Annotated in this window: 27 protein-coding genes; 18 read left to right on the top strand and 9 right to left on the bottom strand. The window is 63.0% G+C overall.

Annotated features, from left to right (window positions below):
- Positions 1 to 43: 43 nt before the first annotated feature.
- The 3 genes from mpl to M5G11_RS03785 are packed head-to-tail and all read left to right on the top strand — an operon-like array spanning position 44 to position 2300.
- On the top strand, positions 44 to 1393 hold the full coding sequence (gene mpl / locus M5G11_RS03795; protein ID WP_273909552.1) for a UDP-N-acetylmuramate:L-alanyl-gamma-D-glutamyl-meso-diaminopimelate ligase: 1350 nt from the start codon (positions 44 to 46) through the stop codon (positions 1391 to 1393).
- Positions 1390 to 2019, top strand: coding sequence for a flavin prenyltransferase UbiX (gene ubiX / locus M5G11_RS03790; RefSeq protein ID WP_273909553.1), 630 nt, complete (start codon positions 1390 to 1392; stop codon positions 2017 to 2019). The genes mpl and ubiX overlap by 4 nt, the downstream gene beginning before the upstream one ends.
- Positions 2016 to 2300 carry a YceK/YidQ family lipoprotein gene (locus M5G11_RS03785; RefSeq protein WP_273909554.1) on the top strand — a complete coding sequence of 95 codons (285 nt, stop codon included), beginning with the start codon at positions 2016 to 2018 and terminating at the stop codon, positions 2298 to 2300. The genes ubiX and M5G11_RS03785 overlap by 4 nt, the downstream gene beginning before the upstream one ends.
- 99 nt (positions 2301 to 2399) lie before the next feature.
- On the opposite strand, the gene M5G11_RS03780 is transcribed toward M5G11_RS03785, so the two are convergent.
- From M5G11_RS03780 to M5G11_RS03770, 3 genes are all read right to left on the bottom strand, one after another.
- Entirely contained in the window at positions 2400 to 3041 is a 642-nt protein-coding gene (locus tag M5G11_RS03780; RefSeq protein ID WP_273909555.1) for an oxidoreductase, read from the bottom strand.
- Positions 3042 to 3067: 26 nt separating this feature from the next.
- Entirely contained in the window at positions 3068 to 4789 is a 1722-nt protein-coding gene (locus tag M5G11_RS03775; RefSeq protein ID WP_273909556.1) for a C13 family peptidase, read from the bottom strand.
- Between the two features lie 89 nt (positions 4790 to 4878).
- Positions 4879 to 5334: a MaoC family dehydratase gene (locus M5G11_RS03770; RefSeq protein ID WP_273909557.1), complete on the bottom strand. Its 456-nt coding sequence runs from the start codon at positions 5332 to 5334 to the stop codon at positions 4879 to 4881.
- A gap of 169 nt (positions 5335 to 5503) precedes the next feature.
- Here M5G11_RS03770 and M5G11_RS03765 point away from each other — a divergent pair, with 169 nt between their 5' ends.
- Genes M5G11_RS03765 through M5G11_RS03755 form a run of 3 tightly spaced genes read left to right on the top strand, consistent with a single transcriptional unit; the run spans position 5504 to position 7179 of the window.
- Positions 5504 to 5866 (top strand): CidA/LrgA family protein, encoded by a 363-nt coding sequence (locus M5G11_RS03765; protein ID WP_273909558.1) that lies wholly within the window; start codon positions 5504 to 5506, stop codon positions 5864 to 5866.
- A 2-nt stretch (positions 5867 to 5868) separates the two neighbouring features.
- Complete coding sequence (locus M5G11_RS03760) at positions 5869 to 6579, top strand: LrgB family protein (RefSeq protein ID WP_273909684.1); 711 nt, start codon at positions 5869 to 5871, stop codon at positions 6577 to 6579.
- 9 nt (positions 6580 to 6588) lie between these two features.
- Positions 6589 to 7179 (top strand): LON peptidase substrate-binding domain-containing protein, encoded by a 591-nt coding sequence (locus tag M5G11_RS03755; RefSeq protein WP_273909559.1) that lies wholly within the window; start codon positions 6589 to 6591, stop codon positions 7177 to 7179.
- A 42-nt stretch (positions 7180 to 7221) separates the two neighbouring features.
- On the opposite strand, the gene M5G11_RS03750 is transcribed toward M5G11_RS03755, so the two are convergent.
- Positions 7222 to 8538: a bifunctional DedA family/phosphatase PAP2 family protein gene (locus M5G11_RS03750; RefSeq protein WP_273909560.1), complete on the bottom strand. Its 1317-nt coding sequence runs from the start codon at positions 8536 to 8538 to the stop codon at positions 7222 to 7224.
- A gap of 4 nt (positions 8539 to 8542) precedes the next feature.
- Entirely contained in the window at positions 8543 to 9235 is a 693-nt protein-coding gene (locus M5G11_RS03745) for a DNA-3-methyladenine glycosylase (RefSeq protein WP_273909561.1), read from the bottom strand.
- Between the two features lie 384 nt (positions 9236 to 9619).
- Here M5G11_RS03745 and M5G11_RS03740 point away from each other — a divergent pair, with 384 nt between their 5' ends.
- From M5G11_RS03740 to lipA, 12 genes are all read left to right on the top strand, one after another.
- Positions 9620 to 10891, top strand: a complete 1272-nt coding sequence (locus M5G11_RS03740) for a glutamate-5-semialdehyde dehydrogenase (protein WP_273909562.1) — start codon at positions 9620 to 9622, stop codon at positions 10889 to 10891.
- A gap of 37 nt (positions 10892 to 10928) precedes the next feature.
- Complete coding sequence (gene nadD / locus M5G11_RS03735; protein ID WP_273909685.1) at positions 10929 to 11579, top strand: nicotinate-nucleotide adenylyltransferase; 651 nt, start codon at positions 10929 to 10931, stop codon at positions 11577 to 11579.
- A 44-nt stretch (positions 11580 to 11623) separates the two neighbouring features.
- Positions 11624 to 12046, top strand: a complete 423-nt coding sequence (gene rsfS / locus M5G11_RS03730; RefSeq protein ID WP_273909563.1) for a ribosome silencing factor — start codon at positions 11624 to 11626, stop codon at positions 12044 to 12046.
- 9 nt (positions 12047 to 12055) lie between these two features.
- A complete protein-coding gene (rlmH, locus tag M5G11_RS03725; RefSeq protein WP_116549813.1) occupies positions 12056 to 12523 on the top strand; it encodes a 23S rRNA (pseudouridine(1915)-N(3))-methyltransferase RlmH in 468 nt (155 codons plus the stop codon).
- A gap of 15 nt (positions 12524 to 12538) precedes the next feature.
- Positions 12539 to 14425: a penicillin-binding protein 2 gene (mrdA, locus tag M5G11_RS03720; protein ID WP_273909564.1), complete on the top strand. Its 1887-nt coding sequence runs from the start codon at positions 12539 to 12541 to the stop codon at positions 14423 to 14425.
- A gap of 38 nt (positions 14426 to 14463) precedes the next feature.
- On the top strand, positions 14464 to 15567 hold the full coding sequence (rodA, locus tag M5G11_RS03715) for a rod shape-determining protein RodA (protein WP_273909686.1): 1104 nt from the start codon (positions 14464 to 14466) through the stop codon (positions 15565 to 15567).
- Positions 15568 to 15584: 17 nt separating this feature from the next.
- Positions 15585 to 16595 (top strand): lytic murein transglycosylase B, encoded by a 1011-nt coding sequence (mltB, locus tag M5G11_RS03710; RefSeq protein WP_273909565.1) that lies wholly within the window; start codon positions 15585 to 15587, stop codon positions 16593 to 16595.
- A complete protein-coding gene (locus M5G11_RS03705; RefSeq protein ID WP_273909566.1) occupies positions 16595 to 17593 on the top strand; it encodes a septal ring lytic transglycosylase RlpA family protein in 999 nt (332 codons plus the stop codon). The genes mltB and M5G11_RS03705 overlap by 1 nt, the downstream gene beginning before the upstream one ends.
- 137 nt (positions 17594 to 17730) lie before the next feature.
- Positions 17731 to 18891, top strand: a complete 1161-nt coding sequence (locus M5G11_RS03700; RefSeq protein WP_273909567.1) for a D-alanyl-D-alanine carboxypeptidase family protein — start codon at positions 17731 to 17733, stop codon at positions 18889 to 18891.
- Between the two features lie 76 nt (positions 18892 to 18967).
- Complete coding sequence (locus M5G11_RS03695; protein WP_273909568.1) at positions 18968 to 19243, top strand: DUF493 domain-containing protein; 276 nt, start codon at positions 18968 to 18970, stop codon at positions 19241 to 19243.
- Positions 19243 to 19890, top strand: a complete 648-nt coding sequence (gene lipB, locus M5G11_RS03690) for a lipoyl(octanoyl) transferase LipB (protein WP_273909569.1) — start codon at positions 19243 to 19245, stop codon at positions 19888 to 19890. Before M5G11_RS03695 ends, lipB begins: the two co-directional genes overlap by 1 nt.
- Before the next feature lie 2 nt (positions 19891 to 19892).
- On the top strand, positions 19893 to 20897 hold the full coding sequence (gene lipA, locus M5G11_RS03685) for a lipoyl synthase (protein WP_273909570.1): 1005 nt from the start codon (positions 19893 to 19895) through the stop codon (positions 20895 to 20897).
- 114 nt (positions 20898 to 21011) lie between these two features.
- Here the strand turns inward: lipA and M5G11_RS03680 are convergent, their stop codons facing one another.
- The 4 genes from M5G11_RS03680 to M5G11_RS03665 all read right to left on the bottom strand — a co-directional run bounded on the left by M5G11_RS03680 (position 21012) and on the right by M5G11_RS03665 (position 24377).
- Complete coding sequence (locus M5G11_RS03680; protein ID WP_273909571.1) at positions 21012 to 22328, bottom strand: lytic murein transglycosylase; 1317 nt, start codon at positions 22326 to 22328, stop codon at positions 21012 to 21014.
- A 61-nt stretch (positions 22329 to 22389) separates the two neighbouring features.
- A complete protein-coding gene (arfA, locus tag M5G11_RS03675; RefSeq protein ID WP_010222906.1) occupies positions 22390 to 22554 on the bottom strand; it encodes an alternative ribosome rescue factor ArfA in 165 nt (54 codons plus the stop codon).
- Between the two features lie 143 nt (positions 22555 to 22697).
- A complete protein-coding gene (gene holA, locus M5G11_RS03670) occupies positions 22698 to 23735 on the bottom strand; it encodes a DNA polymerase III subunit delta (protein WP_273909572.1) in 1038 nt (345 codons plus the stop codon).
- A 36-nt stretch (positions 23736 to 23771) separates the two neighbouring features.
- A complete protein-coding gene (locus M5G11_RS03665; protein ID WP_273909573.1) occupies positions 23772 to 24377 on the bottom strand; it encodes an LPS-assembly lipoprotein LptE in 606 nt (201 codons plus the stop codon).
- Positions 24378 to 24451 lie beyond the last annotated feature (74 nt).

Below are 24451 nucleotides of genomic sequence, written 5' to 3'. Positions count from 1 at the left end.
CGCCCCCTAAGCTACCCTGCCTCCACGTTTCGTGAGGTCGACCATGCACATTCATATTCTCGGTATCTGCGGTACTTTCATGGGCTCGCTGGCAGTGCTGGCCAAGGAACTTGGCCACCGTGTCACCGGCTCCGATGCCAACGTCTATCCCCCCATGAGTACCCAGCTCGAAGCCCAGGGCATCGAGTTGCACCAGGGCTATGACGCCGCCCAGCTCGACCCGGCCCCCGACCTGGTAGTGATCGGCAACGCGCTGTCGCGCGGCAACCCGGCCGTGGAATACGTGCTGAACAAGGGCCTGCCGTACGTGTCGGGCCCGCAGTGGCTGGCTGACCATGTGCTGCAAGGTCGCTGGGTACTGGCCGTGGCCGGCACCCATGGCAAGACCACCACCAGCAGCATGCTCGCCTGGGTGTTGGAACATGCCGGCATGAGCCCGGGCTTCCTGATCGGTGGCGTGCCGCAGAACTTCTCGGTATCGGCGCGCCTGGGCGGTACGCCGTTCTTCGTGGTCGAGGCAGACGAATACGACAGCGCCTTCTTCGACAAGCGTTCGAAGTTCGTTCACTACCGTCCGCGTACCGCGATCCTCAACAACCTGGAATTCGATCACGCCGACATCTTCCCGGACCTGCCAGCCATCGAGCGGCAATTCCACCACCTGGTGCGCACCATCCCGAGCGAAGGCCTGGTGATCCATCCGACCACCGAGCCGGCCTTGGCGCGGGTGATCGAGATGGGCTGCTGGACCCCGGTGCAAACCACCGGCGAAGGTGGCCAATGGCAGGTCAAGCTGCTGAGCCAGGACGGTTCGCGCTTCGAGGTGAGCTTCGAAGGTGAAAGCCAGGGTGTGGTCGAGTGGGAACTGACCGGCCAGCACAACGTGGCCAACGCACTGGCCACCCTGGCGGCGGCGCGGCATGTCGGCGTTGTGCCGGCCATGGGCATCGCTGCACTGAGCGCGTTCAAGAGCGTCAAGCGGCGCATGGAGAAGGTTGCTGAAGTGCAGGGAGTGACCATCTATGACGATTTCGCGCACCACCCGACGGCGATTGCCACCACCCTGGATGGCCTGCGCAAGCGTATCGGCGATGCACCGCTGATCGCCGTGATCGAGCCGCGCTCCAATTCGATGAAGCTCGGCGCGCATCGCGACGGCTTGCCGGAAAGCGTGCGCGATGCCGACCAGGTGATCTGGTACGCACCGCCGAACCTGGGCTGGGACCTGGCCGGTACGGCGGCGCAATGCACCGTGCCGTCGATTGTTGCCGACAGCCTGGAGGCGATCATCGAGCGCGTGAAGAGCCAGGCCACGCCGGGCACCCAGGTGGTGATCATGAGCAACGGCGGCTTTGGCGGCCTGCATGGCAAGCTGGCTGAGGCCCTGAAATGAGCGGCCCGGAACGCATCACCCTGGCGATGACCGGTGCTTCCGGCGCCCAGTACGGCTTGCGCTTGCTGGACTGCCTGGTGCGCGAGGAGCGCGAGGTGCACTTCCTGATTTCCAAGGCGGCGCAGTTGGTGATGTCGACCGAGACCGACGTGGTATTGCCGGCCAAGCCGCAGGCGATCCAGGCGTTCCTGACCGAGTACACCGGCGCGGCTGCCGGGCAGATTCGCGTGTATGGCAAGGAAGACTGGATGTCACCCGTGGCCTCGGGCTCGGGTGCGCCGGCGGCGATGGTGGTGGTGCCATGTTCGACCGGCACCTTGTCGGCGATTGCCACCGGGGCCTGCAACAACCTGATCGAGCGGGCGGCGGACGTGACCTTGAAGGAGCGTCGCCAGCTGATCCTGGTGCCGCGTGAGGCGCCGTTCTCGACGATTCACCTGGAGAACATGCTCAAGCTGTCGCAGATGGGCGCGGTGATCTTGCCGGCGGCGCCGGGGTTCTATCACCAGCCGCAGACCATTGATGACCTGGTCGACTTCGTCGTGGCGCGGATTCTCAACCTGCTGAACATTCCCCAGGACATGCTGCCACGTTGGGGCGAGCATCATCTGGGCGGTGAGGAGTGAAGCTGCTGTTGAGCGCCCTGGCGTTGCTGGTGGTGGGGGGGTGCTCGACGGTGCGCACGCTGGATGCCGCCAAACCGGGGGCACCGGTGGTGTACTCGGGGACGCGGCTGAACCTGTATGTGATGCAGGGCGGGTGTTGCCCGGAAGACCGCTTCGGGGTGGCAGCGCCGGCACATCCGGGGTTGGACCTGCCGGGCAGTGCGTTGCTTGATACGCTGTTTTTGCCGCTGTCGTTGCTGACGGTGCTGGGGGTAGGGTTTCAGGCTACCGGTGGGTTGTAGCTACTGGCCTCATCGCCGGCAAGGCCGGCTCCCACAGTGTCCAGGCTGAACTCAACTCAATACCTGTGGGAGCCGGCCTTGCCGGCGATGGTGCCCCAGTTATTTCCCCAGCTTGCGCAACTCATCAGACTCGACAACCCGAACCCCATCCTGCTCTTCCAGCGCCAGGCGCCACAACGCCCTGGCCAACTGACAGGCTTCGATCCCGCGATACTTGCCGGGAATCAGCTTCGACAACGGCCCTGCCAACTGCTCGCCAAGGCGCGGTTCAATCCGCTCACCGAGCAACAGCGAAGGCCGGGCAATGGTCAGCTGCGGCCAATCCTGCGCCTTCAGTGCTTCCTCCATCTCGCCCTTGACGCGGTTGTAGAAAATCTTCGACTTGGCATCAGCGCCCAGGGCACTGATCACCAGCAAATGCCGCGCACCCATCTCCCGCGCGCGCTTGCTGAACGCCACCACCATGTCCAGATCAACTGCCCGAAACGCCGCCTCCGAGCCCGCCACCTTGATGGTGGTACCCAGGCAGCAGAACGCGATGTCCACCCGGCCATTGAGCTGCGGCAGGAACACCGCTGGATCACCCACCGGGTTTTCCAGGTGCGGATGCTCCGCCAATGGGCGGCGTGAAGGGGCTAGCACGCGGGTGACCGTCGGCTCGTTGAGCAGCCGGTCAAGCAGATGTTCGCCAGTAAGTCCGGTGGCTCCGGCAAGCAGAATGTGCTGAGGCGTCAGGTACATGATGTCTCTCCCTTGTTACAGTCAGCTTAGTGGCTGCCGGCACTTTTTGCTTGGCTGGCCTCGGCACTTTGCAGTGCTTTGCGGGCCTGCTGCTGACGCAACTTTTGCCAATGTGCCAGTACGCCCTTTGGCGCCCACATCTGTGGTTCGGAAGCTTCGAAGTCTTCCGCCTGTTCACGTTCGGCAACGCTCGCCTTGGCGAGTTCGAAGGCTTGTTGCAAGTCATCGGTCTGGTTCAGCGCCTGGGCAAACAGGGCATCGCCGAAATAGGTGAAGTCGGCTTCTTCGCTGCAACCGAACGACACTCGATCACTACGCGCCGCCGTCATGATCAGCGTGCGTTCATCCTTGAGAGGGGCGATGTAGCCTCCTGAATAACAGGCCGAGATGACAATGATCTTGTCGCGATCCTTCAGTGGGGCCAGGGCACTGGCCAGCTCGTCGGCAGGCAGGTCAGCCAGTTGCAGGCGCGGCTGGTCGAGCACCAGTTGGTGATCCTCGCTGCCATGGCTGGTCAGGTAGATGAACACCAGGTCTTCCGGCCCCGTGCGATCGGCCAGGGTGCGGGCCGCGCGGGCGAGGTTCTCGCGGGTGGCCAGCGGGCGGTCGGCAAGGTGGTCGCGGTGGTTCACCAGGTTGATATGGGCGACTGCGCCGAAGCGGCTCTTGAGCATGTTGCTGACATAGTCGGCCTCGCGCATGAACACGCTCTGCTTGCCATCACCGGCCAGGGTCAGGCTGTACAGCTCGATCTCCGGGGTGGATGGCGGCACTTGCGCCAGCGCTTTTTCCAGCAGGCTGCCCTGGTTGAGCAGGGCCAGTTCCAACGGGTCGGGCAGCAACCGGCCCTTGTCATCCCGTACGCGCAGGCCGTTGACCCACAGGCCGCTTTCCGCGGGCGCATCGATTGGCGTCAGTTGGCCGGCGCCCTGGTAGGTGTCGTTCTCGAAGCCGCCGACATACACACTGCCATCCGCCAGTTGCAGGCGACCACTGCCGGAGAAACGCCAGTCACGGAACCGGCCTTTGTAGTGGCTGCCATCCACGGCGAAGAGTTCGCCCTTGCCGGTAAGCGAGCCGTCCTTGAACTGGCCGATCCACACATCGCCGTCGGCGTTCTCGTAGCGGCCGCGGCCTTCCAGGCGATTGCCCTTGAACTCGCCGATGTACTGGTCGCCTTCGGCGCTGTTGAAGGTGCCGCTGCCTTGCAACTGGCCATTGACGAAATGCCCGCTGAACTGATTGCCGCTGGCGTCGCTGCGAATGCCTTCGCCATTGGGCTTGCCCTTGGCGAACAGGCCCTGGTACTGGGAACCGTCGGCCAGGGCCAGGTGGCCGGCACCGTTGTATTGGTCATCCTTGAACTGCCCGCGATATTGCAGGCCACCCTCCTTGAGGGTGCCTTCGCCGTCACGTCGGCCCAGCTTGAAGCCGCCGCTGTAGCTGCTGCCGTTGCTGGTCAGTTCGCCCTGGCCATGGAACAGGCCCTGTTCGAACTGGCCGCGATAGATTTCGCCGTTGCTGCCGTGCCATTCGCCACGGCCGTGCCACTGGCCATTGCTGAAGTTGCCGGCGTACCAGCTGCCATTGGGGTAGTCGACGCGTCCGGCACCTTGCAGCAGCCCGTTGACCACTTCACCCCGGTAGCGGCCGCCATCGGGCAGGCGGGCATCAGGCGGGGAAAGCGGTTCGCCATCGCCGCAGGCGGCAAGTAGCAGGGTCAGGGCAAGAGGCACGAGAGGGCGCATGACGGGGTCCAGGCAAGTGAGGCCCCGAGTATGCCGCAGATTGTCCCGGGTGAAACAGCCGGGGGTGGCTGTTTCACCTTGAGGTTAGGTCAGACGAAGCAGAGTGACAGCGGCTCGGCGATGTAAGCCGGTTTGTCCTGGCCTTCGATTTCCAGGGTCACGGTTGCCTTGAGCAGCCACTGGCCGGGCTTTTTCTCGATGGCGCTGGTGAGGTCCACCTTGAGCCGCACCCTGGAGTCCACTTTGACAGGCTGGATAAATCGCACACTGTCCAGGCCATAGTTGACGACCATTTTCAGACCTTCAGGTAGGACCAGAATGCCCTCCATCAGCTTCGGAATCAGCGAAAGGGTGAGAAAGCCATGGGCGATCGTGCTGCCAAATGGCGTTTTTGCCGCCTTCGCCGGGTCGACATGAATGAACTGGAAGTCCCCTGTTGCCTCGGCAAACAGGTTGATTCGGTCTTGATCGATCTGTAGCCATTCGGAACGTCCCAGTTCCTTACCAACGTACTGCGCAAGCTCTGTAACGGGTACTTGGGGCATCGAAACTCTCCTGAGTAACGGGTGGTTTTATTGTGTTTGGCAGATTCGAAAACCTAAGATCAGCATGCCGGCATGTTCAGGTCAAGTCCGTATGGTTTGAGCGAATATCGCGCTATAGACCGGTCGATAGCGTGCTTATAATGGCCACCAGGTCTGAGGGAGAGATGCAATGTTGTTGCGTGGTTTGACGTGGCTCGTGCTGTTCCAGCTGTTGGGAACAGCGATCAATCACCTGCTGGTGCCGATTTTGCCGGGGCCGATCATTGGCCTGGTGCTGTTGCTGATCTTCCTGATGCTGCGCGGCGAAGTCAGCGCGCCTTTGAGCGAAGCGTCGAGCAGCCTGCTGCGCTACCTGCCGTTGCTGCTGGTGCCACCGGCGGTGGGGGTGATGGTGTATGCCGCGGACATTGCCGCCGACTTCTGGGCCATCGTCGGCTCGCTGGTGCTCTCGGTGCTGATCGCCCTGGTGTTCTGCGGCGTGCTGATGCAAAAGCTGATCGCCCGCCAGGCCAAGCGCGAGGATCAGCCATGAGCCTGGACTGGCACGGCGCCATCGAGGCGGTCATCCACCATCCGCTGTTCGGTATTGGTATCACCCTGGGTGCGTACCAGCTGGTATTGGCGGCCTACGAAAAAACCCGCTGGATCTTCCTGCAACCGGTGCTGGTGTCGATGCTGGTGGTGATCGGCGTACTGCTGACTTGCGGGCTCTCCTACGCCGAATACCGCAAAAGCACCGAGATCATGAACATCCTCCTGGGCCCGGCCACCGTGGCCCTGGCGATACCGCTCTACCTGAACCTGAGACGCATCCGTCAGCTGTTCTGGCCGACCTTTACTACGCTGGTAATCGGGGGGCTGGTCGCCACGTGCCTGTGCGTGTTGCTCGGTTGGTGGTTGGGTGCCGAGCACATGATCCTGATGACCATGGCGCCGAAGTCAGTGACTTCGCCCATCGCCATGCTGGTGGCGGAGCAGATTGGCGGCGTGGCGGCCCTGGCAGCGGTGTTCGTGCTGATTACCGGGGTGATCGGGGCGATTTTCGGCCCGGGCCTGTTGACCCGCTTTGGTGTGCACAGCCCCGAGGCGCGTGGCATGGCCCTGGGCATCACCGCGCATGCGGTGGGCACCTCGGTGGCGTTGCAGGAAAGTGAGGAATGCGGGGCCTTCGCGGCCCTGGCGATGAGCCTGATGGGGGTTGCCACGGCGGTGTTCCTGCCGTTGGCAGTAAGCCTGGTTGCTTGAGGACGATTGATGACGTTACCCCTGTTTCCACTCAATACCGTGCTGTTTCCCGGCTGCAATCTGGATTTGCAGATTTTCGAGGCGCGGTACCTGGACATGATCGGCCGCTGCATGAAGCAGAGCGGTGGCTTTGGCGTGGTCTGCATTCTGGAGGGCGAGCAGGTCGGGCCGGCGCCGCAAGGCTTTGCCCTGATCGGCTGCGAGGCGGTGATTCGCGACTTCAAGCAGCAGGACAACGGCCTGCTGGGGATTCGCGTGGAGGGCGTGCGCAGGTTCCGGGTCGGGCCGTACGAGGTGCAGAAGGATCAATTGCTGATTGCCGATGTGTCCTGGTTGCCGGAGCAGGAGGATGCACCGCTGGAAGACGATCACCACGATTTGCTGGCGTTGTTGCATGCCTTGGCCGAGCACCCGATGGTGGCGGCGCTGGATATGTCTGTTGAGGTGATCGGGCAGAAGGTCCTGGCCAATCAGTTGGCCTACCTGTTGCCGTTTGATGAGCAGGACAAGCTGGAATTGCTGGCGATTGATTCGCCGCGCTTGCGGCTGGAAGCGATCCAGCATTTGCTGGATCGCCTTCAGGGGGAGCTGTTTGCCTGAGGGTATCTGGCTAGCCCAATGCCCTGTGAGGGGTGGTGGCGGTCAGTATTGGTAGCGCAGTAGTGCATGCGGCAACGCATGCAGCGCAAAGAACGCCAACACCCCCATGCACGCCGGCAGTACCAGCCACCACACCTTCAACGGCAGCGCGGCGAGCGGCTGACGGTCCTGCAGCAAGGTCAGGCTGGTGGCGCAGACGCAGCAGGCCAGCATGGCCCCGGCCAGCACATCCGTCGGCCAGTGCGCCCCCAGATACACCCGCGACAAGGCAATTGCCGCCGCCGGAATACAGCCCAGGATCACCCAGGTCAGGCGCATGCGCGGCGGTTGCCCGCGCCCGGCCAAAATCGCCAGCACCAGGAAGAACGCAAACGCTGCCGAGCTATGCCCGCTGGGCATGCTGTAGGTGGTCAGCGGGTCGCTCAACACTTCCGGGCGGGCTCGGGCAAACAGCCATTTCAAGCTGCCATTGGCCAGCGCCGTACCGATCAGCGCGCTGCCGGCGAAGATCGCCGGGCGCCATTGCCGCGCAAGCAGCAGTAGGCCGGTGAGTACACCCCCGAGAATGAACTGGGTACGGAAGTCGCCCATCCGGGTAATCAGCACCAGGGTGCCGTCGATGGCGCTGCTGCGGTTGTTCTGGATCAGGGTCATCAGCCCCTGGTCGAACGCGCTCAGGTATGGCCAGCCGAAGAACATCGCAAGCAACGCCAGCAGGCTCAGCGCGGCTATCAGCCGGGTGCCCTTGTGCTGGCTGCGCAGGCTGGCATTGACGCTCAGGCCCAGCAGCACCGCGAGGGTGGCGGCAATGATCCCGGCCTGCATCCAGAACCCTTCGGGCAATGGCAGGCGCATGGCCGCGCCGGTGGCCCAGCCGGGCAGCAGGTAGGCCACCGACCAGCCGGCCCCGGCGACCAGGCTGACCGCGATGAAGCGCGGGATCGGCATGTCGAACATCCCGGCGACCATCGGCAGCATCGGCCGCAGCGGGCCGATGAAGCGGCCCACCAGCAGGCTGGCAATGCCGTAGCGCTGGAAATAGGTCTCGGCGCTGCCGATCCACTGCGGGTGGGTGCGCAACAGCGGCAGGCGGCGGATGCCCTGGTGGAAGTGCCGGCCCAGGGTGTAGGAGATCGCATCCCCCAGCAGCCCGCCGAGGTAGCCCAGCAGCAGGGTTTCGCCCAAGGTCAGGGCGCCGCTGCCGGCCAGGACGGCCACGGCGAACAGCAGCACGGTGCCGGGCACGATGATCCCGGCGATGGCCAGGCATTCGACGCAGGCGACGATGAAAATCGCCAGGCCCAGCCATTGCGGGTTAGTGGTCAGCCAGGCGGTCAGGCTGTCGAGCCAAGGGCCCATCGTCTCAGTTTCCTTGTGTCAGTGAAAAATAGTCGCGTCCTTCGACCTGGCCACGACGCAGCGGGTTGCGCGTGCAGTAGCGGGCGTAGTCGGCATCGACGAAGCGAAACGGCAGATGTTCGTCGCGGCCGTGAGGAATGCCCAGCCGGGTCGTCTGAATAATGTGTTGCACGGTGATTCCACAGTCTTCGACGAACAGTCGGTCCGGGTCGAAGCGTTGCGCGTCCCAGTGCGGCACCTTCAAGCCCATGGCCTTGCACAGCAGGGTCTGGCCGGCGCACAGGCGCTCGGCTGGGCGTGGGTTGCCGCTGGCGTCGGGGTTGTTCAGTTGCATCTGCGCCAGGCTGTTGTCATCGGAGCAGGCATCGAGCCACGGGTAGGCGGACTTGATCAGCACGGCGTTGCCGGCGCCGTGGGCGCTGAAGTTCAGCGAGTCGCCGCCACGGGCGTAGTACATGTAGATGTGCCCGCCATCGAGGAACAGCGCCTTGCGCTTTTCGGTGTAGCCCAGTGAGGCGTGGCTGCCCTTGTCGCTGCAATAGTAGGCTTCGGTCTCGATGATCCGCGCCGACAGCCAGAGCGCGCCCTGGCGATGGCGGATGATCTTGCCGAGCAATGCCTTGGCCAGTACCTGGGCATCACGGTCGAAAAAACCGTCGGGCAAGGCCCGTGGCGGGCAGGGGGCGGTATCGGGCATGCGCAAGGTTCGCAAGGTGGCAGGGGAGCGATGATAGCAATTTCTTGCTTAATCGAGGCTGAACGGTGGCTGTGCTGGCCTCATCGCGGGACAAGCCCGCTCCCACAACGCGAATACCGGCCTCATTGCTGGCAAACGTAGCCGCTGCCGTCAGGCTGCGCTCGCCTGCATGGCAGGCGCCGCCTTTGGGAGCCCTCACGGGCTCCAGCGCAGCCTGACGGCAGCGGCTACAAGGGATATGGGCAAGACAGTTGCTTCTACAGGCGGGCCGATATCCCGCGATGCGGTAACACTGTTTTCGACCATCCGCCTGTCACCGCTGGGCGTATACCGGCGCGGCAGTTATAATCAGCCGATTTCCCCTTTCGCCAAGACACTGAGCCCATGACTGAGTCCGTTCTTGCCTACATGACCCGCCTGGGTCGCGCTGCCCGCGAGGCTTCCCGCGTGATCGGCCGTGCCAGCACCGCGCAGAAGAACCGCGCGCTGCAAGCGGCCGCCAATGCGCTGGACGCCGCGCGCGAAGAATTGTCCGCCGCCAACGAGAAAGACCTGGCCAACGGCCGCGCCAATGGCCTGGAACCAGCCATGCTCGAACGCCTGGCGCTGACCCCGGCACGCATCGACGGCATGATCGTCGGCCTGCGTCAGGTGGCCAGCCTGCCAGACCCGGTCGGGGCAATCCGTGACATGAGCTACCGCCCGTCGGGCATCCAGGTCGGCAAGATGCGTGTGCCACTGGGCGTCATCGGGATCATCTACGAGTCGCGTCCCAACGTGACCATCGACGCCGCCAGCCTGTGCCTGAAGTCCGGCAACGCGACCATCCTGCGCGGCGGCTCCGAAGCCATTCATTCCAATCGCGCCATCGCCGCCTGCATCCAGCGCGGCCTGGCCGAAGCCGATTTGCCAGCAGCCGTGGTGCAAGTGGTGGAAACCACCGACCGCGAAGCCGTTGGCGCGCTGATCACCATGCCCGAGTACGTGGACGTCATCGTCCCGCGTGGCGGCAAGGGCCTGATCGAGCGCATCAGCCGTGACGCTCGCGTGCCGGTCATCAAGCACCTGGACGGCATCTGCCACGTGTATGTGGGCGAACACGCCGAGCTCGACAAGGCCCGACGGATTGCCTTCAACGCCAAGACCTACCGTTACGGTATCTGTGGTGCAATGGAAACCCTGCTGGTCGATCAAACGGTCGCCGCCGAGTTCCTCCCGGAAATGGCTCGCCAGTTCCGCGAAAAAGGCGTCGAATTGCGCGGTTGCGAACGCACCCGCCAGTACATCGACGCAGTAGCAGCCACGGAAGACGACTGGAACACCGAGTACCTCGCGGCCATCCTGTCGATCCGCGTGGTCGACGGTGTGGCGCAAGCCATCGAGCACATCAACCACTATGGCTCGCACCACACCGACTCCATCGTCACCGAGCACCAGGGCCAGGCCCGGCAGTTTGTCGCAGAAGTCGATTCGGCTTCGGTGATGATCAACACGCCGACCTGCTTTGCCGACGGTTTCGAATATGGCCTGGGCGCAGAAATCGGTATTTCTACTGACAAACTGCACGCCCGTGGCCCGGTCGGCCTGGAGGGCCTGACCTGCGAGAAGTATGTAGTAGTCGGTGACGGCCAGCTGCGCGGGCAGGAGTCGATCTGACTTGGCCGAGCACAGCCCGCTCGCCGCTGCCGTGACGATGCCGCCGATCCAGCGTATCGGCGTGCTCGGCGGCACGTTCGACCCGGTGCACATCGGCCACCTGCGCAGTGCGCTGGAAGTGGCGGAAGTGATGGCGCTGGACGAGCTGCGGCTGATGCCCAACGCCCGGCCACCGCACCGGGACATGCCGCAGGTGTCGGCACAGGATCGCCTGGCCATGGTCGAGCGAGCAGTCGAGGGGGTGGCGGTGTTGACCGTCGATGCCCGCGAGCTGGCCCGTGACAAGCCGTCCTACACCATCGAGACGCTGGAACTGATGCGTGCCGAAATGGCCGCCGATGACCAGTTGTTTCTGCTGCTGGGCTGGGACGCATTTTGCGGCCTGCCTGGCTGGCATCGCTGGGAAGAGTTGTTGCAACACTGTCACATCCTGGTGCTGCAACGCCCGGATGCCGACGTCGAACCGCCGGATGCCCTGCGCAACCTGCTGGCCGCACGTTCGGTCAGTGATCCGCAGGCCCTGCTGGGGCCGTCGGGGCACATTGCATTCGTCTGGCAGACACCCCTGGCGGTGTCGGCCACGCAGATCCGTCATCAACTTGCCGCTGGCAGGTCGGTGCGGTTTCTGGTGCCAGACGCAGTACTGGCCTATATCGAGGCGCACGGTTTGTACCGTGCGTCGAACTGAGTGCGCGACAAGCGCCTCATACCTACGAGTTGAATGAGTTTTATATGAGCAAGCAAGTAATGAAGGGTGAAGAGCTGGTCAAGGTGGCAGTTGCCGCACTGGAAGACGTCAAGGCCCAGGACATCCTGGTCATCGATGTTCGCGAAAAGCAGAGCATCACCGACTTCATGATCATCGCCACCGGTACTTCGAACCGCCAGATCGGCGCGATGCTGGACAAGGTCCGCGAAATGGTCAAAGCCCAAGGCGTTCGCCCGCTGGGTGAAGAAGGCAAAGGCGACAGCGACTGGGTTCTGCTGGACCTGGACGACGTCATCGTGCACATGATGACCGCCGCTGCCCGCCAGTTCTACGACCTCGAGCGTCTGTGGAAAGGTGCCGAGCAAAGCCGTGCCGCCGATGGCAAGCACCACAGCCCTGAGCACACCCACGAGCATTTCGTTAAGCTCACCAAAGACCAGGAATAAGGAAGCGTCGTGCGTCTGCGTTTGATCGCGGTCGGCTCGCGCATGCCCAAATGGGTCGAGGAAGGCTGGCATGAATATGCCAAGCGCCTGCCGGCAGAGCTGTCCCTGGAGTTGGTGGAGATCCCGCTGAACACCCGGGGCAAGAATGCCGATGTTGCCCGCCTGATCCGTCAGGAGGGCGAGGCCATGCTCGCCAAGGTCCAGCCGGGGGAACGCATCGTTACCCTGGAGGTCCATGGCAAGCCCTGGAGCACCGAGCAACTGGCGGTCGAGCTGGACCGCTGGCGCCTGGATTCGCGTACCGTGAACTTCATGGTCGGTGGCCCGGAAGGGCTGGCGCCGGAAGTCTGCGCGCGCGCCGAGCAGCGCTGGTCGCTGTCGCCGCTGACCTTGCCGCACCCGCTGGTGCGGATCCTGATCGGTGAACAGCTGTACCGCGCCTGGACCGTGCTGTCCGGGCATCCTTACCACAAATAGCGTTAAGCCCTTTCAATGTCGCAACCGATTCGCCTCAAGGACCACGAGAAAGACGCCCGTCTGGTGCGTAACCGCGTCGTGGTCGGTGCGGTCGCGATTGTCGTACTGATCTGCGTGCTGATTGCCCGGCTGTATTACCTGCAGGTGATCCAGTACGAGTACCACTCCACGTTGTCGGAAAACAACCGGGTGCATGTGCAGCCGATTCCGCCAACCCGTGGGCTGATCTTCGACCGAAATGGGGTGATCGTCGCCGATAACCGGCCAAGCTTCAGCCTGACCATGACCCGCGAACGCTCGGGGGACTGGCAGCAGGTGCTCGACGTGATCGTCGAGGTGCTGCAACTGACGCCTGACGATCGCACGCTGTTCGAGAAGCGCATGCGCCAGGGGCGCCGGCCGTTCGAGCCGGTGCCGATCCTGTTCGAACTGACGGAAGAACAGATCGCCCGCGTGGCGGTGAACCAGTTCCGCCTGCCGGGCGTCGAGGTGGTTGCGCAGTTGGTGCGGCATTACCCGCAGGGCGCGCATTTTGCGCACTCGGTGGGCTATGTCGGGCGGATCAACGAGAAAGAGCTGAAAACCCTCGATCCGATCAACTACAGCGGCACGCACCACATCGGCAAAACCGGTATCGAACGCTTCTACGAGCCTGAGCTGCATGGCCAGGTGGGCTATGAGGAAGTCGAGACCAACGCCCGTGGCCGCGTATTGCGGGTGCTCAAGCGCACCGACCCGATCCCCGGCAAGGACATCGTCCTGAGCCTCGACATCAAGTTGCAGGAAGCCGCCGAAGCCGCACTGGGCGGGCGTCGTGGCGCGATTGTTGCGCTCGATCCGAACACGGGCGAGGTGCTGGCAATGGTCAGCCAGCCAAGCTTCGACCCGAACCTGTTCGTCACCGGCATCAGCTTCAGGGCCTATGCCGAGCTGCGCGACTCGATTGACCGGCCGCTGTTCAACCGCGTATTGCGTGGCTTGTACCCGCCAGGTTCGACCATCAAGCCGGCGGTGGCGATTGCCGGCCTGGACAGTGGCGTGGTCACCGCCTCGTCGCGGGTGTTCGACCCGGGTTACTACCAACTGCCCAATTACGATCACAAATACCGCAACTGGAACCGCACTGGTGATGGCTGGGTCGACCTCGACACGGCGATCATGCGCTCCAACGACACCTACTTCTACGACCTCGCGCACAAGATGGGCATCGACCGGCTGTCGAACTACATGGGCCGTTTCGGTATTGGCCAGAAGGTCGCCCTGGACATGTTCGAAGAATCACCGGGGCTGATGCCGTCCCGCGAGTGGAAGCGCGCCACCCGTCGCCAGGCCTGGTTCCCGGGCGAGACGCTGATTCTCGGGATCGGCCAGGGCTACATGCAGGCCACCCCGTTGCAGTTGGCCCAGGCCACTGCGTTGATCGCCAACAAAGGCGTGTGGAACCGTCCGCACCTGGCCAAGACCATCGAGGGTCAGCCGCCGGTGGATGAGAACCCGATGGACAACATCATCCTGCGTGACAAGTCCGACTGGAACAAAGTCACCCACGGCATGGAGCAGGTGATGCACGGCGCTCGCGGTACCGCGCGCAAGGCTGCGGTCGGTGCCCAGTACCGCATCGCCGGCAAGAGCGGTACCGCCCAGGTGGTGGCGATCAAGCAGGGCGAGAAGTACGACCGCAACAAATTGCAGGAGCGTCACCGCGACCACGCCCTGTTCGTCGGCTTTGCCCCAGCGGACAAACCGCAGATCGTGGTGGCGGTGATGGTCGAGAACGGTGAGTCCGGCTCTGGCGTTGCGGCCCCCGTGGTGCGCCAGGTGATGGACGCCTGGCTGCTCGATGAAAACGGTCACCTCAAGCCGCAATACAACCCTTCCATTGCGCAGGAACCGGCTCCGTGAAGAGTAATTTCGATCGCATGCTCTCCAGCGAGGACGTGATGCGCCGGCGTGCAAGCTTCTTGCAGCGCATCCACATCGACGGCCCCTTGCTGATCCTGCTGCTGACCCTCGCGGCCGGCAGCCTGTTCGTACTCTATTCAGCCAGCGGCAAGAACTGGGACCTGCTGCTCAAGCAGGCGACCTCGTTCGGCATCGGCCTGGTGTCGATGTTCATCATTGCCCAGCTGGAGCCGCGCTTCATGGCGCGCTGGGTGCCCCTGGCGTATGTCGTCGGGGTGATCCTGCTGGTGGTGGTGGACGTCATGGGCCACAACGCCATGGGCGCGACGCGCTGGATCAACATCCCCGGGGTGATCCGCTTCCAGCCTTCGGAGTTCATGAAGATCATCATGCCGGCGACCATCGCCTGGTACCTGGCCAAGCGCACCCTGCCGCCGCATTTGAAGCATGTAATGGTCAGTTTGATGATGATTGGCGTGCCGTTCATCCTGATCGTGCGCCAGCCGGACCTGGGCACCGCGCTGCTGATCCTGGCCTCCGGCGCCTTCGTGCTGTTCATGGGCGGGCTGCGCTGGCGCTGGATTCTCAGCGTGCTGACCGCCGCCGTTCCGGTGGCGGTGGCGATGTGGTTCTTCGTCATGCACGACTACCAGAAGCAGCGGGTACTGACCTTCCTCGACCCGGAAAGCGACCCGTTGGGCACCGGCTGGAACATCATCCAGTCCAAGGCGGCCATCGGTTCGGGCGGGGTGTTTGGCAAGGGCTGGCTGCTCGGTACCCAGTCGCATCTGGACTTCCTTCCGGAGAGCCACACCGACTTCATCATCGCCGTGCTCGGCGAGGAGTTCGGCCTGGTCGGCATCTGCGCGCTGCTGCTTATCTATCTGCTGCTGATCGGCCGTGGCCTGGTGATTACCGCCCAGGCCCAGACGCTCTACGGCAAATTGCTGGCCGGCAGCCTGACGATGACCTTCTTCGTCTACGTATTCGTCAACATCGGCATGGTCAGTGGCCTGCTGCCGGTGGTGGGCGTGCCATTGCCCTTCATTAGTTATGGCGGAACTTCGCTGGTGACCCTGCTGTCAGCGTTTGGGGTTTTGATGTCGATCCACACACACCGCAAATGGATCGCACAGGTTTGAATAAGGTGAACAAATTAATGCAATTGATGCGTGGCTGGGCGGCTCGTTGCGCGCCTGTAGCCGGCCTGTTTGGGTTGCTGGGTACGGCGCAGCTCGCCAATGCCGGCGACTATGACGGTTCGCCCCAGGTGGCCGAGTTCGTCGGTGAAATGACCCGCGACTATGGTTTTGCCGGGGAACAGCTGATGGGCGTGTTCCGCGATGTGCATCGCAAACAGGCCATCCTGGATGCGATCTCGCGGCCTGCCGAGCGGGTGAAACCCTGGAAGGAATATCGCCCGATGTTCCTCACCGACGCGCGGATTGCCCGCGGCGTGGACTTCTGGCGTCAGCACGAGGCCGTACTGGCGCGTGCCGAGCAGGAATACGGGGTGCCGGCCCAGGTGATCGTCTCGATCATCGGCGTGGAAACCTTCTTTGGCCGCAACACCGGCAATTACCGGGTGATCGACGCGCTGTCGACCCTGGGCTTCGATTACCCGCCGCGTGCCGCGTTCTTCCGCAAGGAGCTGCGTGAGTACCTCCTGCTGGCCCGTGAAGAACAGGTCGACCCGCTGACCCTCAAGGGCTCCTACGCCGGGGCCATGGGCCTGCCGCAGTTCATGCCGAGCAGTTTCCGCGCCTATGCGGTCGACTTTGACGGTGACGGCCACATCAACATCTGGAACAACCCGGACGATGCCATCGGCAGCGTCGCCAGCTACTTCAAGCGTCACGGCTGGGTAGCCGGCGAGGCGGTCGTCAGCCGCGCGTCGGTGAGCGGTGAGCGCGTCGACGAAGGTCTGACCACCGGCATCGAGCCGGTCAAGACGGTCGGGGAGTTGCGGGCATTGGGCTGGTCGAGTCATGATGCGCTGCGCGATGATCTGCCGGTCACCGCTTTCCGGCTTGAAGGCGACAACGGCCCCGAATACTGGATGGGCCTGAAGAACTTCTACGCGATCACTCGCTACAACCGCAGCGTGATGTACGCCATGGCGGTACATCAACTCTCGGAACAGCTGGTTCTAGCACGAGGCGCCCGGTAATGCGCGTATTGTTCTCTGCAACATCCTTGAAACTGCTGGGCTGTGCGGCCCTGGGCATGCTGTTGGTCAGTTGCTCGTCGAGCAAGCCTGCATCGCAAGGCGGCGGCAACACCGTGCGCGCCAAGCCCGGCCTGGACATCAACCGCGCGCACAAAGACGGCGCGCCATGGTGGGATGTCGACGTATCGAAGATCCCCGACGCCACCCCGACCGTGCACACCGGCAACTACAAGGCCAACCCGTACACAGTACTGGGCAAGACCTATTTCCCGATCCAGGAATCGCGCAACTACCGTGCCGAGGGCACCGCGTCCTGGTATGGCACCAAGTTCCACGGGCAGAACACCGCCAACGGCGAGGTCTATGACCTGTACGGCATGAGCGCGGCACACAAGACCCTGCCGCTACCGGCCTATGTCAAGGTGACCAACCTGGACAACAACCGCACGGTCATCCTGCGGGTCAACGACCGTGGGCCGTTCTATTCCGACCGGATCATCGACCTGTCCTACGCCGCCGCGAAAAAGCTCGGTTATGCCGAGAGCGGCACCGCCCATGTGCGGGTAGAAGGTATCGACCCGCAACAATGGTGGGCCCAGCGTGGCCAGCCGGCACCGATGGTGCTGCAGCAGCCGCAGGTCGCGCAGACCCAGGCGCTGCCCGCCAACTCCGGTGCGGTTGAGCAATGGACGCCACCGCCGCAGCAGCACGCGGCTTCGGTTGTTCCGTTGCAGGTGGCCAGCAACAACATCCCGGCCGGTTCCGGGGTGTTCCTGCAGGTCGGCGCATTTGCCAACCCGGACGCCGCAGAGTTGCTACGCTCCAAGCTCAGTGGCATGGTCAGTGCCCCGGTGTTCATCAGTTCCATCGTGCGCAACCAGCAAACCCTGCACCGCGTACGCCTGGGGCCGATCAGCAGCCAGGGTGAAGCCATGAAGATGCAGGACAGCCTGCGCCTGGCCAATCTGGGGCAACCCAAAGTCGTGACGGCAGACTGATCAGGGGGACTGATCGGTTTTGTCATGTAGCAGGGCGGAACAGCCATGTACAATGGCCGTTTTGCTCACCAGGCCAAGTACCTGGAACAACATTTTGCCCGCAAGGGCATGAGCCCATAAGCCATTTCGAGAGACGGATGAACATCACCACCTTTGCCAAACGCCTTTGCCTGCTTGTACCGCTGATGATCGCCCCTGCCGCTTTCGCGGCAGAGCAGATGATGCCGTCGCCGCCGCAACTGGCAGCCAAGTCCTACGTGCTCATGGAAGCCTCCAGCGGCAACATTCTGGTCGAGAACAATGGCGACCAGCGTCTGCCGCCGGCGAGCCTGACCAAGCTGATGACCGCCTACATCGCGACCCTGGACATCCGTCGTGGCCAGATCGGCGAGAACGACCCGGTAACCGTCAGCGAAAACGCCTGGCGTACCGGCGGTTCGCGCATGTTCATCAAGGTGGGCAGCCAGGTCACCGTCAGCGACCTGCTGCACGGCATCATCATCCAGTCCGGTAACGACGCCAGCGTCGCCCTGGCCGAGCACATTGCCGGCAGCGAAGATGCCTTCGCCGACATGATGAACAAGACCGCTACGGATCTTGGCATGAGCAACAGCCACTTCATGAACCCGACCGGCCTGCCGAACCCCGAGCACTACTCCTCGGCGCACGACATGGCAGTGCTGGCGCGCGCGATCATCGGCGAAGACCCAGCGCACTATGCGATCTACTCGCAGAAGGAGTTCTACTGGAACAACATCAAGCAGCCTAACCGCAACCTGCTGCTGTGGCGCGACAAGACCGTCGACGGCCTGAAAACCGGCCACACCGACGAAGCGGGCTACTGCATGGTGTCGTCGGCCGTGCGTGATGGCATGCGCCTGATCGCCGTGGTCTTCGGTACCAACAGCGAGCAATCGCGTGCTGCTGAAACCCAGAAGCTGCTGACCTACGGTTTCCGCTTCTTCGAAACCCAGACCTTCTACCAGAAGGGCACCGAGCTGGCCCAGGCGCCGGTCTGGAAAGGCACCACCAGCCAGGTCAAGGCCGGTCTTGCTGAAGACTTGAGCATGACTTTGCCTAAAGGCCAATTGAAGAAACTGGCTGCAAGCATGACCATGAACCCACAATTGACCGCACCCATCGCCAAAGGTGACGTGATCGGTAAAGTGGAAGTCAAACTGGATGACAACGTTGTACACAGCGCCGACTTGATCGCGCTGGACGGCGTAGAGGAAGGTGGTTTCTTCCGTCGGGTGTGGGATAGCATTCGTCTATTCTTCTACGGGTTGTTCAACTGATATCGTGACCTGCCACGCCCCCGCCAACATACGCGGGGGCGTTGTTGTTGCCACGGCTTACGAGGCCGTTACTGCCATGACCGAACCAGACGCCAACGCGCACAAAATCGTGTTCCCTTGCGCCGATTACCCGATAAAGGTCATTGGCGATACCGTGGTCCACTTCAAGGACACGGTAATCGAGATCCTGAAGAAGTACGCTGAAGTCGACCTCAAGACCCTGGCCGAGCGCCAGAGCAAGGAAGGCAAGTACACCACCGTACAGTTGCACATCGTGGCGACCAGTGAAGACCAGCTGCACAATATCAACAGTGCCCTGCGTGCGACCGGTATCGTGAAAATGGTTCTGTGATGCCGGCCAGCCTCGGCGTTCGCGATCTTGGATTGATGCCCTACGAGCCAGTGCTCGAGGCCATGCGCCGGTTTACCGACCAGCGTGGCCCCGGCACGGCCGATGAGCTTTGGCTGGTGGAGCACCCTGCGGTGTTCACCCAGGGCCAGGCGGGCAAGGCCGAGCACCTGCTGGTGCCTGGTGATATCCCGGTGGTGCAGACCGACCGTGGCGGCCAGGTGACCTACCATGGCCCCGGCCAACTGGTGGCTTACCTGTTACTTGATGTGCGCCGGCTCGGGTTTGGCGTGCGCGATCTGGTATCCCGGATCGAGCGCTGCCTGATCGAGCTGCTCGCCAGTTACAGCGTCGAGGCGGCGGCCAAGCCGGACGCCCCCGGCGTGTATGTCGACGGGGCGAAAATCGCCTCCCTCGGCCTGCGGATTCGCAATGGCTGTTCTTTCCACGGCCTTGCCTTGAACGTGGACATGGACCTTGCGCCATTCCGCCGGATTAACCCCTGTGGGTATGCGGGGCTGGCCATGACCCAGCTGCGCGACCAGGCAGGTCCGATCGAACTCTCCGAGGTAAGGGCAAGGCTGCGCGGGCAGCTGGTCAAGCACCTCGACTATGCTGAGCAGACGACCCTTACGGGCGGAATCGACTGAATATGACTATCGTGCAAGAGCCGGTGAAAATCGCCGTGCAATCCGTCACCCCCCCGCGACCGAAAGTCGAGGCGGGCGTAAAACTGCGTGGTGCCGACAAAGTAGCGCGCATCCCGGTAAAGATCATTCCTACCGACGAACTGCCGAAGAAACCTGACTGGATCCGCGTGCGCATCCCGGTTTCGCCGGAAGTCGACCGTATCAAGCAACTGCTGCGCAAACACAAGCTGCACAGCGTGTGTGAAGAGGCGTCCTGCCCGAACCTGGGTGAGTGTTTCTCCGGTGGTACCGCGACCTTCATGATCATGGGTGACATCTGCACCCGCCGTTGCCCGTTCTGCGACGTGGGTCACGGTCGTCCGAAGGCACTGGATGCCGAGGAGCCGAAGAACCTCGCCGTGGCCATTGCCGACCTGCGCCTGAAGTACGTGGTAATCACCTCGGTGGACCGCGACGACCTGCGTGACGGCGGTGCCCAGCACTTTGCCGACTGCCTGCGGGAAATCCGTGCGCTGTCGCCGGGCGTGCAGCTGGAAACCCTGGTGCCGGACTACCGTGGTCGCATGGATGTGGCTTTGGCCATCACTGCGCAAGAGCCGCCAGATGTGTTCAACCACAACCTGGAAACCGTGCCGCGCCTGTACAAGGCTGCGCGTCCGGGTTCGGACTACCAGTGGTCGCTGACCCTGCTGCAGAAGTTCAAGGAACTGGTGCCGCACGTACCGACCAAGTCCGGCTTGATGCTGGGCCTGGGCGAAACCGACGAAGAAGTGATCGAAGTGATGCACCGCATGCGCGAGCACAACATCGACATGCTGACCCTGGGCCAGTACTTGCAACCGTCGCGCAGCCACTTGCCGGTGCAGCGCTTCGTGCACCCGGACACCTTCGCCTGGTTCGCCGAGGAAGGCTACAAGATGGGCTTCAAGAACGTCGCCTCGGGCCCGCTGGTACGTTCTTCGTACCATGCTGACCAGCAGGCGCATGAGGCCAAGATCAAGCTCTGATCGCGGCCGGAATGCAAAAAGCCCCCGCACCTGAGAAGGTGCGGGGGCTTTTTTGTGCCTGGCTTGCGGGCCTCATCGCGGGACGAGCCCGCTCCCACAGGTCCCGCGATGCTTTTAGCGGTTGCGCAGGCTATCGAGCAGCTTGTGGTTCGGGTAGCCGTCTGCCGGCCAGCCCAGCGCCTGCTGCGCGCTACGGATGGCCTTGCGGGTATTGGCGCCGATGATCCCGTCAGCGCTGCCGGCATCGAACTGCCGGGCGCTGAGCAGGGTTTGCAGTTCGACCCGCTCACTGCGGCTCAACGGCAGGTCATCCTTTGGCCAATCGCCACGGATAAAGCCGGAATTGGAGAACCGCTCGCCCAGCAGGCTGACCGCCAGTGCATAGGACGAGGAATTGTTGTACTTGAGGATCGCGCGGAAGTTGTCCAGCAGCAGGAACGCCGGGCCACGATAACCGGCTGGCAGCAGCAGGGTGGCCGACAGTTGCTCGCTACCCACAGGCACCTGATTGCCGGCAGGCAGTTTCAGGCCCATCTGCATCCATTCGGCAACGCTCTTGCGTTGGCTGCCATCTGCCAGCCAATAGTCGAAGCTGGCAGGCAGTTGTACTTCAAAGCCCCAGGATTCACCGCGTTTCCAGCCAGAGCTTTGCAGATAATGCGCCGTCGATGCCAGGGCATCGGCCGAACTGCTCCAGATATCCCGGCGCCCGTCGCCGTCGAAGTCTACCGCGTGGGTGTTGTAGGTGGTCGGGATGAACTGGGTCTGGCCCATGGCGCCGGCCCAGGAGCCGCGCATTGCATCCGGCTGGATATCGCCATTTTGCAGGATCTGCAGGGCGGCAATCAGCTGCGCCTGGGCAAATGCCGGGCGACGGCCTTCGTAGGCCAGGGTCGCCAGCGAACGAATAACCGATTTATTGCCCTGGAACTGGCCGAAATTGCTTTCCATGCCCCACACGGACACCAGCACGTTGCGGTCAACGCCATAGCGTTGCTCAAGGCGTGTCAGCAACTCGCCGTTCTTCTCCAGCAGGGCCTTGCCATTGCGTACGCGCAGGGGCGAAAGCGCACCATCAAGGTATTCCCAGACAGGGCGGCTGAATTCGGGTTGGCTGCGGTCGGCCTTGATCACGTCCAGGTCGGGCGTGACACCGAGGAAGGCGCGGTCAAAGGTGCTCGGGTTGATACCGGCTTGCAGGGCCTGCTGACGGAAACCGGCTTGCCATTGGGCAAAGGTTTGCAGCGGTTGGATCTCGCCAGGGGTATCGGGCGTGGCGCTCGGCAGGGTGACGACCGGGGTCGGCTGCGCTGGGGCCAGCGGTAGAGTGTCTGCGACGGTCGGTTGCTCCGCACAGGCGACAAGCAGGATGAGGCTGGAGGCAGCGGTCAGTTGGCGCAATTGCCAGCGACGGGAAAGGCTGAGGGGCATGCACGGGTCCAGGTATTACAAGTCAGGTGCCGACCATATCATGCCTGTGGTTTTCGTGCCTTCATGCGGCCAAAAAGTAAGAAGCCTCCCAATCTCTCGATTGGAAGGCTTCGCGGCGGTAGCTGCCTTTGCCTTTGCCGGCCCGTTCCTGGCGGCTGCGGAACAGGGGTTGGGCGATGATTGACTTGGCCTTGTTCGGGCCTGGTTTTGCAGGCTTTTTGCTCATGGCAGGGGATCCTGTGGGGGTAAGTGTCGGGCGCAAATATAGGCGCTGAGTTCATCGCTGGCAAGGCCAGCTCCCACAGGGGTCGTCTGATATTACTGTGGGAGCCGGCTTTGCCGGCGATGGCTGCAAGGCAGCCCCGGCGTCTATTCAGCCGGCAATGCCAGCCGTTGCCCTGCCATCAACAGTGAAAGCCGCGCCAGGCTGGTCCAGGGAGAACCCTGTGCCTGCCCCTTGATCTGCGCATCGATGCGCTGGGCATCCTGCAGCAATTGCCCCCAGCGTTGCGCCGTGTGCCGTTGCAGGGCTTTGCTCATCAATGGTTTACGCTTGTCCCAGATCGGTGGCCGGGCTTGGCTGAAGGCCTTGTCCAGCGGCACGCCCTGGCTGAACTGCTGGGCAAGACCGGCCAGTACCCGCAGCTCACGTGCCAGTGCCCAGAGAATCACCGGTGGCTCAACGCCTTCCCCGCGCAAGCCCTCGAGCATGCGCAAGGCATGTGCGGCTTCGCCATTGAGAATCGCATCGACCAGGCCGAACACGTCAAACCGCGCACTGTCGGCGACCGCCGCCTGCACGGTTTCGACAGTGATCTGCTGGCCATCGGCAAGCAGCTTGAGCTTTTCGATTTCCTGGGCGGCCGCCAGCAGGTTGCCTTCGACCCGTGCCGCGATCAGTTCGACCGCATCACGCTGGGCTGAAAGCCCCGCCTGGACCAGGCGCTGGTTGATCCATTGCGGCAACTGGCTGGTGTCCACCGGCCAGATCTGCACGAACTGCACCTGGGCGCCTTCAATCAGCGCCTTGCCCCATTTGGTCTTTTGCGCGCTGCCATCGAGCTTCGGCAGGCTGATCAACAGCAAGGTGTCTTCAGCAGGCCGTGAGCAGTATTCGATCAGCGCAGCAGCGCCCTTGTCGCCCGGTTTGCCGGACGGCAGGCGCAACTCGAGCAGGCGACGCTGGGCGAACAGCGAGAGGCTGGCCCCGGCCTGGAGCAAGGTGCCCCAGTCGAAGTTGGCGTCGGCGCTGAACACCTGGCGTTCGTCAAACCCTTGTTGGCGTGCGGCCTGGCGAATCGAGTCGGCGGCTTCCTGGCACAACAGCGGGTCGTCGCCACTGATCACGTAGACCGGAGCGAGGTTACCTTGCAGGTGCTTGTTGAGCTGGGCGGGGGCGAGTTTCATGGGGGAGGGCGGGGTGCGTGAGCACCCCGTTCAGGCTCACTTGACCGGGAATTCCAGCGGGGATTGCTGGGGGGTTTCTGCTTGGGCGCGGCGGGCCGCTTCCACGGCTTCGGCTTCGGCACGAGCACGCTCGTCGGCCTTGGCTTGCAGCTCTTCCAACTGAACCGGGTTCAGCAGTTGCAGGCGCAACATCATCTTCTGTACCAGCTCGCGGCGCATTTCTTCACGAACCTGGTTGGACTCTTGGTTAGAGCCGGTAATGTTGTTGCCGTCGTAGTTGTAGACCTTCTGCACTTCCAGTTTGTCGGACAGCAACTCGGTGTTGTCGTGACCCTGGATGGTGTAGTTCAGAACAGTGTTCAGCTCATAGTCCACCGAGCGACCGGCACCGGCATAGCTAGCCGCGCGCTGGGTTTCGGTCTCGTTGGTCAGGACCAGGGTGTAAGGCGCGCCTGCATGGACCTTCACGCCGCTACCTTGCAGAACCTGGCGCAGTTGAATCACGGTCGGGCCGTAGGCATTGCGTGCGCTAAGGTCCATTTCCTTGATGGTCAGGGCATTGGTATCGGTACCGCGCAGCTGGAAGCCACAGGCGCTGAGCAGGACAGCCAGGCCCATTACCAGCAGATTGCGTTTGATCATCTTGTTGCTCCCTTGAACCCTTGTGGGCACGAGTCTATACCGGCGCCCCGGCTGAGCCGGGGCGCCTGTTCCTG

Origin of the sequence: Pseudomonas fontis, assembly GCF_028656955.1 — a bacterium.
Lineage (GTDB): Bacteria > Pseudomonadota > Gammaproteobacteria > Pseudomonadales > Pseudomonadaceae > Aquipseudomonas > Aquipseudomonas fontis.
Note: the sequence above shows the minus strand (reverse complement) of the source record. Positions and strands in the feature narration are given on the sequence as shown.

Bases quoted from the DNA above. Each gene is read 5' to 3' on its own strand.
- rsfS (WP_273909563.1), top strand. From the start codon at position 11,624: ATGAGCAAGCAAGTAATGAAGGGTGAAGAGCTGGTCAAGGTGGCAGTT.
- rodA (WP_273909686.1), top strand. From the start codon at position 14,464: ATGCGCCGGCGTGCAAGCTTCTTGCAGCGCATCCACATCGACGGCCCC.
- M5G11_RS03775 (WP_273909556.1), bottom strand. From the start codon at position 4,789: ATGCGCCCTCTCGTGCCTCTTGCCCTGACCCTGCTACTTGCCGCCTGC.
- lipA (WP_273909570.1), top strand. From the start codon at position 19,893: ATGACTATCGTGCAAGAGCCGGTGAAAATCGCCGTGCAATCCGTCACC.
- M5G11_RS03740 (WP_273909562.1), top strand. From the start codon at position 9,620: ATGACTGAGTCCGTTCTTGCCTACATGACCCGCCTGGGTCGCGCTGCC.
- mpl (WP_273909552.1), top strand. From the start codon at position 44: ATGCACATTCATATTCTCGGTATCTGCGGTACTTTCATGGGCTCGCTG.
- mltB (WP_273909565.1), top strand. From the start codon at position 15,585: ATGCAATTGATGCGTGGCTGGGCGGCTCGTTGCGCGCCTGTAGCCGGC.
- ubiX (WP_273909553.1), top strand. From the start codon at position 1,390: ATGAGCGGCCCGGAACGCATCACCCTGGCGATGACCGGTGCTTCCGGC.
- M5G11_RS03700 (WP_273909567.1), top strand. From the start codon at position 17,731: ATGAACATCACCACCTTTGCCAAACGCCTTTGCCTGCTTGTACCGCTG.
- holA (WP_273909572.1), bottom strand. From the start codon at position 23,735: ATGAAACTCGCCCCCGCCCAGCTCAACAAGCACCTGCAAGGTAACCTC.
- M5G11_RS03705 (WP_273909566.1), top strand. From the start codon at position 16,595: ATGCGCGTATTGTTCTCTGCAACATCCTTGAAACTGCTGGGCTGTGCG.
- M5G11_RS03665 (WP_273909573.1), bottom strand. From the start codon at position 24,377: ATGATCAAACGCAATCTGCTGGTAATGGGCCTGGCTGTCCTGCTCAGC.
- M5G11_RS03750 (WP_273909560.1), bottom strand. From the start codon at position 8,538: ATGGGCCCTTGGCTCGACAGCCTGACCGCCTGGCTGACCACTAACCCG.
- arfA (WP_010222906.1), bottom strand. From the start codon at position 22,554: ATGAGCAAAAAGCCTGCAAAACCAGGCCCGAACAAGGCCAAGTCAATC.
- mrdA (WP_273909564.1), top strand. From the start codon at position 12,539: ATGTCGCAACCGATTCGCCTCAAGGACCACGAGAAAGACGCCCGTCTG.
- M5G11_RS03755 (WP_273909559.1), top strand. From the start codon at position 6,589: ATGACGTTACCCCTGTTTCCACTCAATACCGTGCTGTTTCCCGGCTGC.
- M5G11_RS03745 (WP_273909561.1), bottom strand. From the start codon at position 9,235: ATGCCCGATACCGCCCCCTGCCCGCCACGGGCCTTGCCCGACGGTTTT.
- lipB (WP_273909569.1), top strand. From the start codon at position 19,243: ATGCCGGCCAGCCTCGGCGTTCGCGATCTTGGATTGATGCCCTACGAG.
- M5G11_RS03680 (WP_273909571.1), bottom strand. From the start codon at position 22,328: ATGCCCCTCAGCCTTTCCCGTCGCTGGCAATTGCGCCAACTGACCGCT.
- M5G11_RS03770 (WP_273909557.1), bottom strand. From the start codon at position 5,334: ATGCCCCAAGTACCCGTTACAGAGCTTGCGCAGTACGTTGGTAAGGAA.
- nadD (WP_273909685.1), top strand. From the start codon at position 10,929: ATGCCGCCGATCCAGCGTATCGGCGTGCTCGGCGGCACGTTCGACCCG.
- M5G11_RS03765 (WP_273909558.1), top strand. From the start codon at position 5,504: ATGTTGTTGCGTGGTTTGACGTGGCTCGTGCTGTTCCAGCTGTTGGGA.
- M5G11_RS03695 (WP_273909568.1), top strand. From the start codon at position 18,968: ATGACCGAACCAGACGCCAACGCGCACAAAATCGTGTTCCCTTGCGCC.
- M5G11_RS03780 (WP_273909555.1), bottom strand. From the start codon at position 3,041: ATGTACCTGACGCCTCAGCACATTCTGCTTGCCGGAGCCACCGGACTT.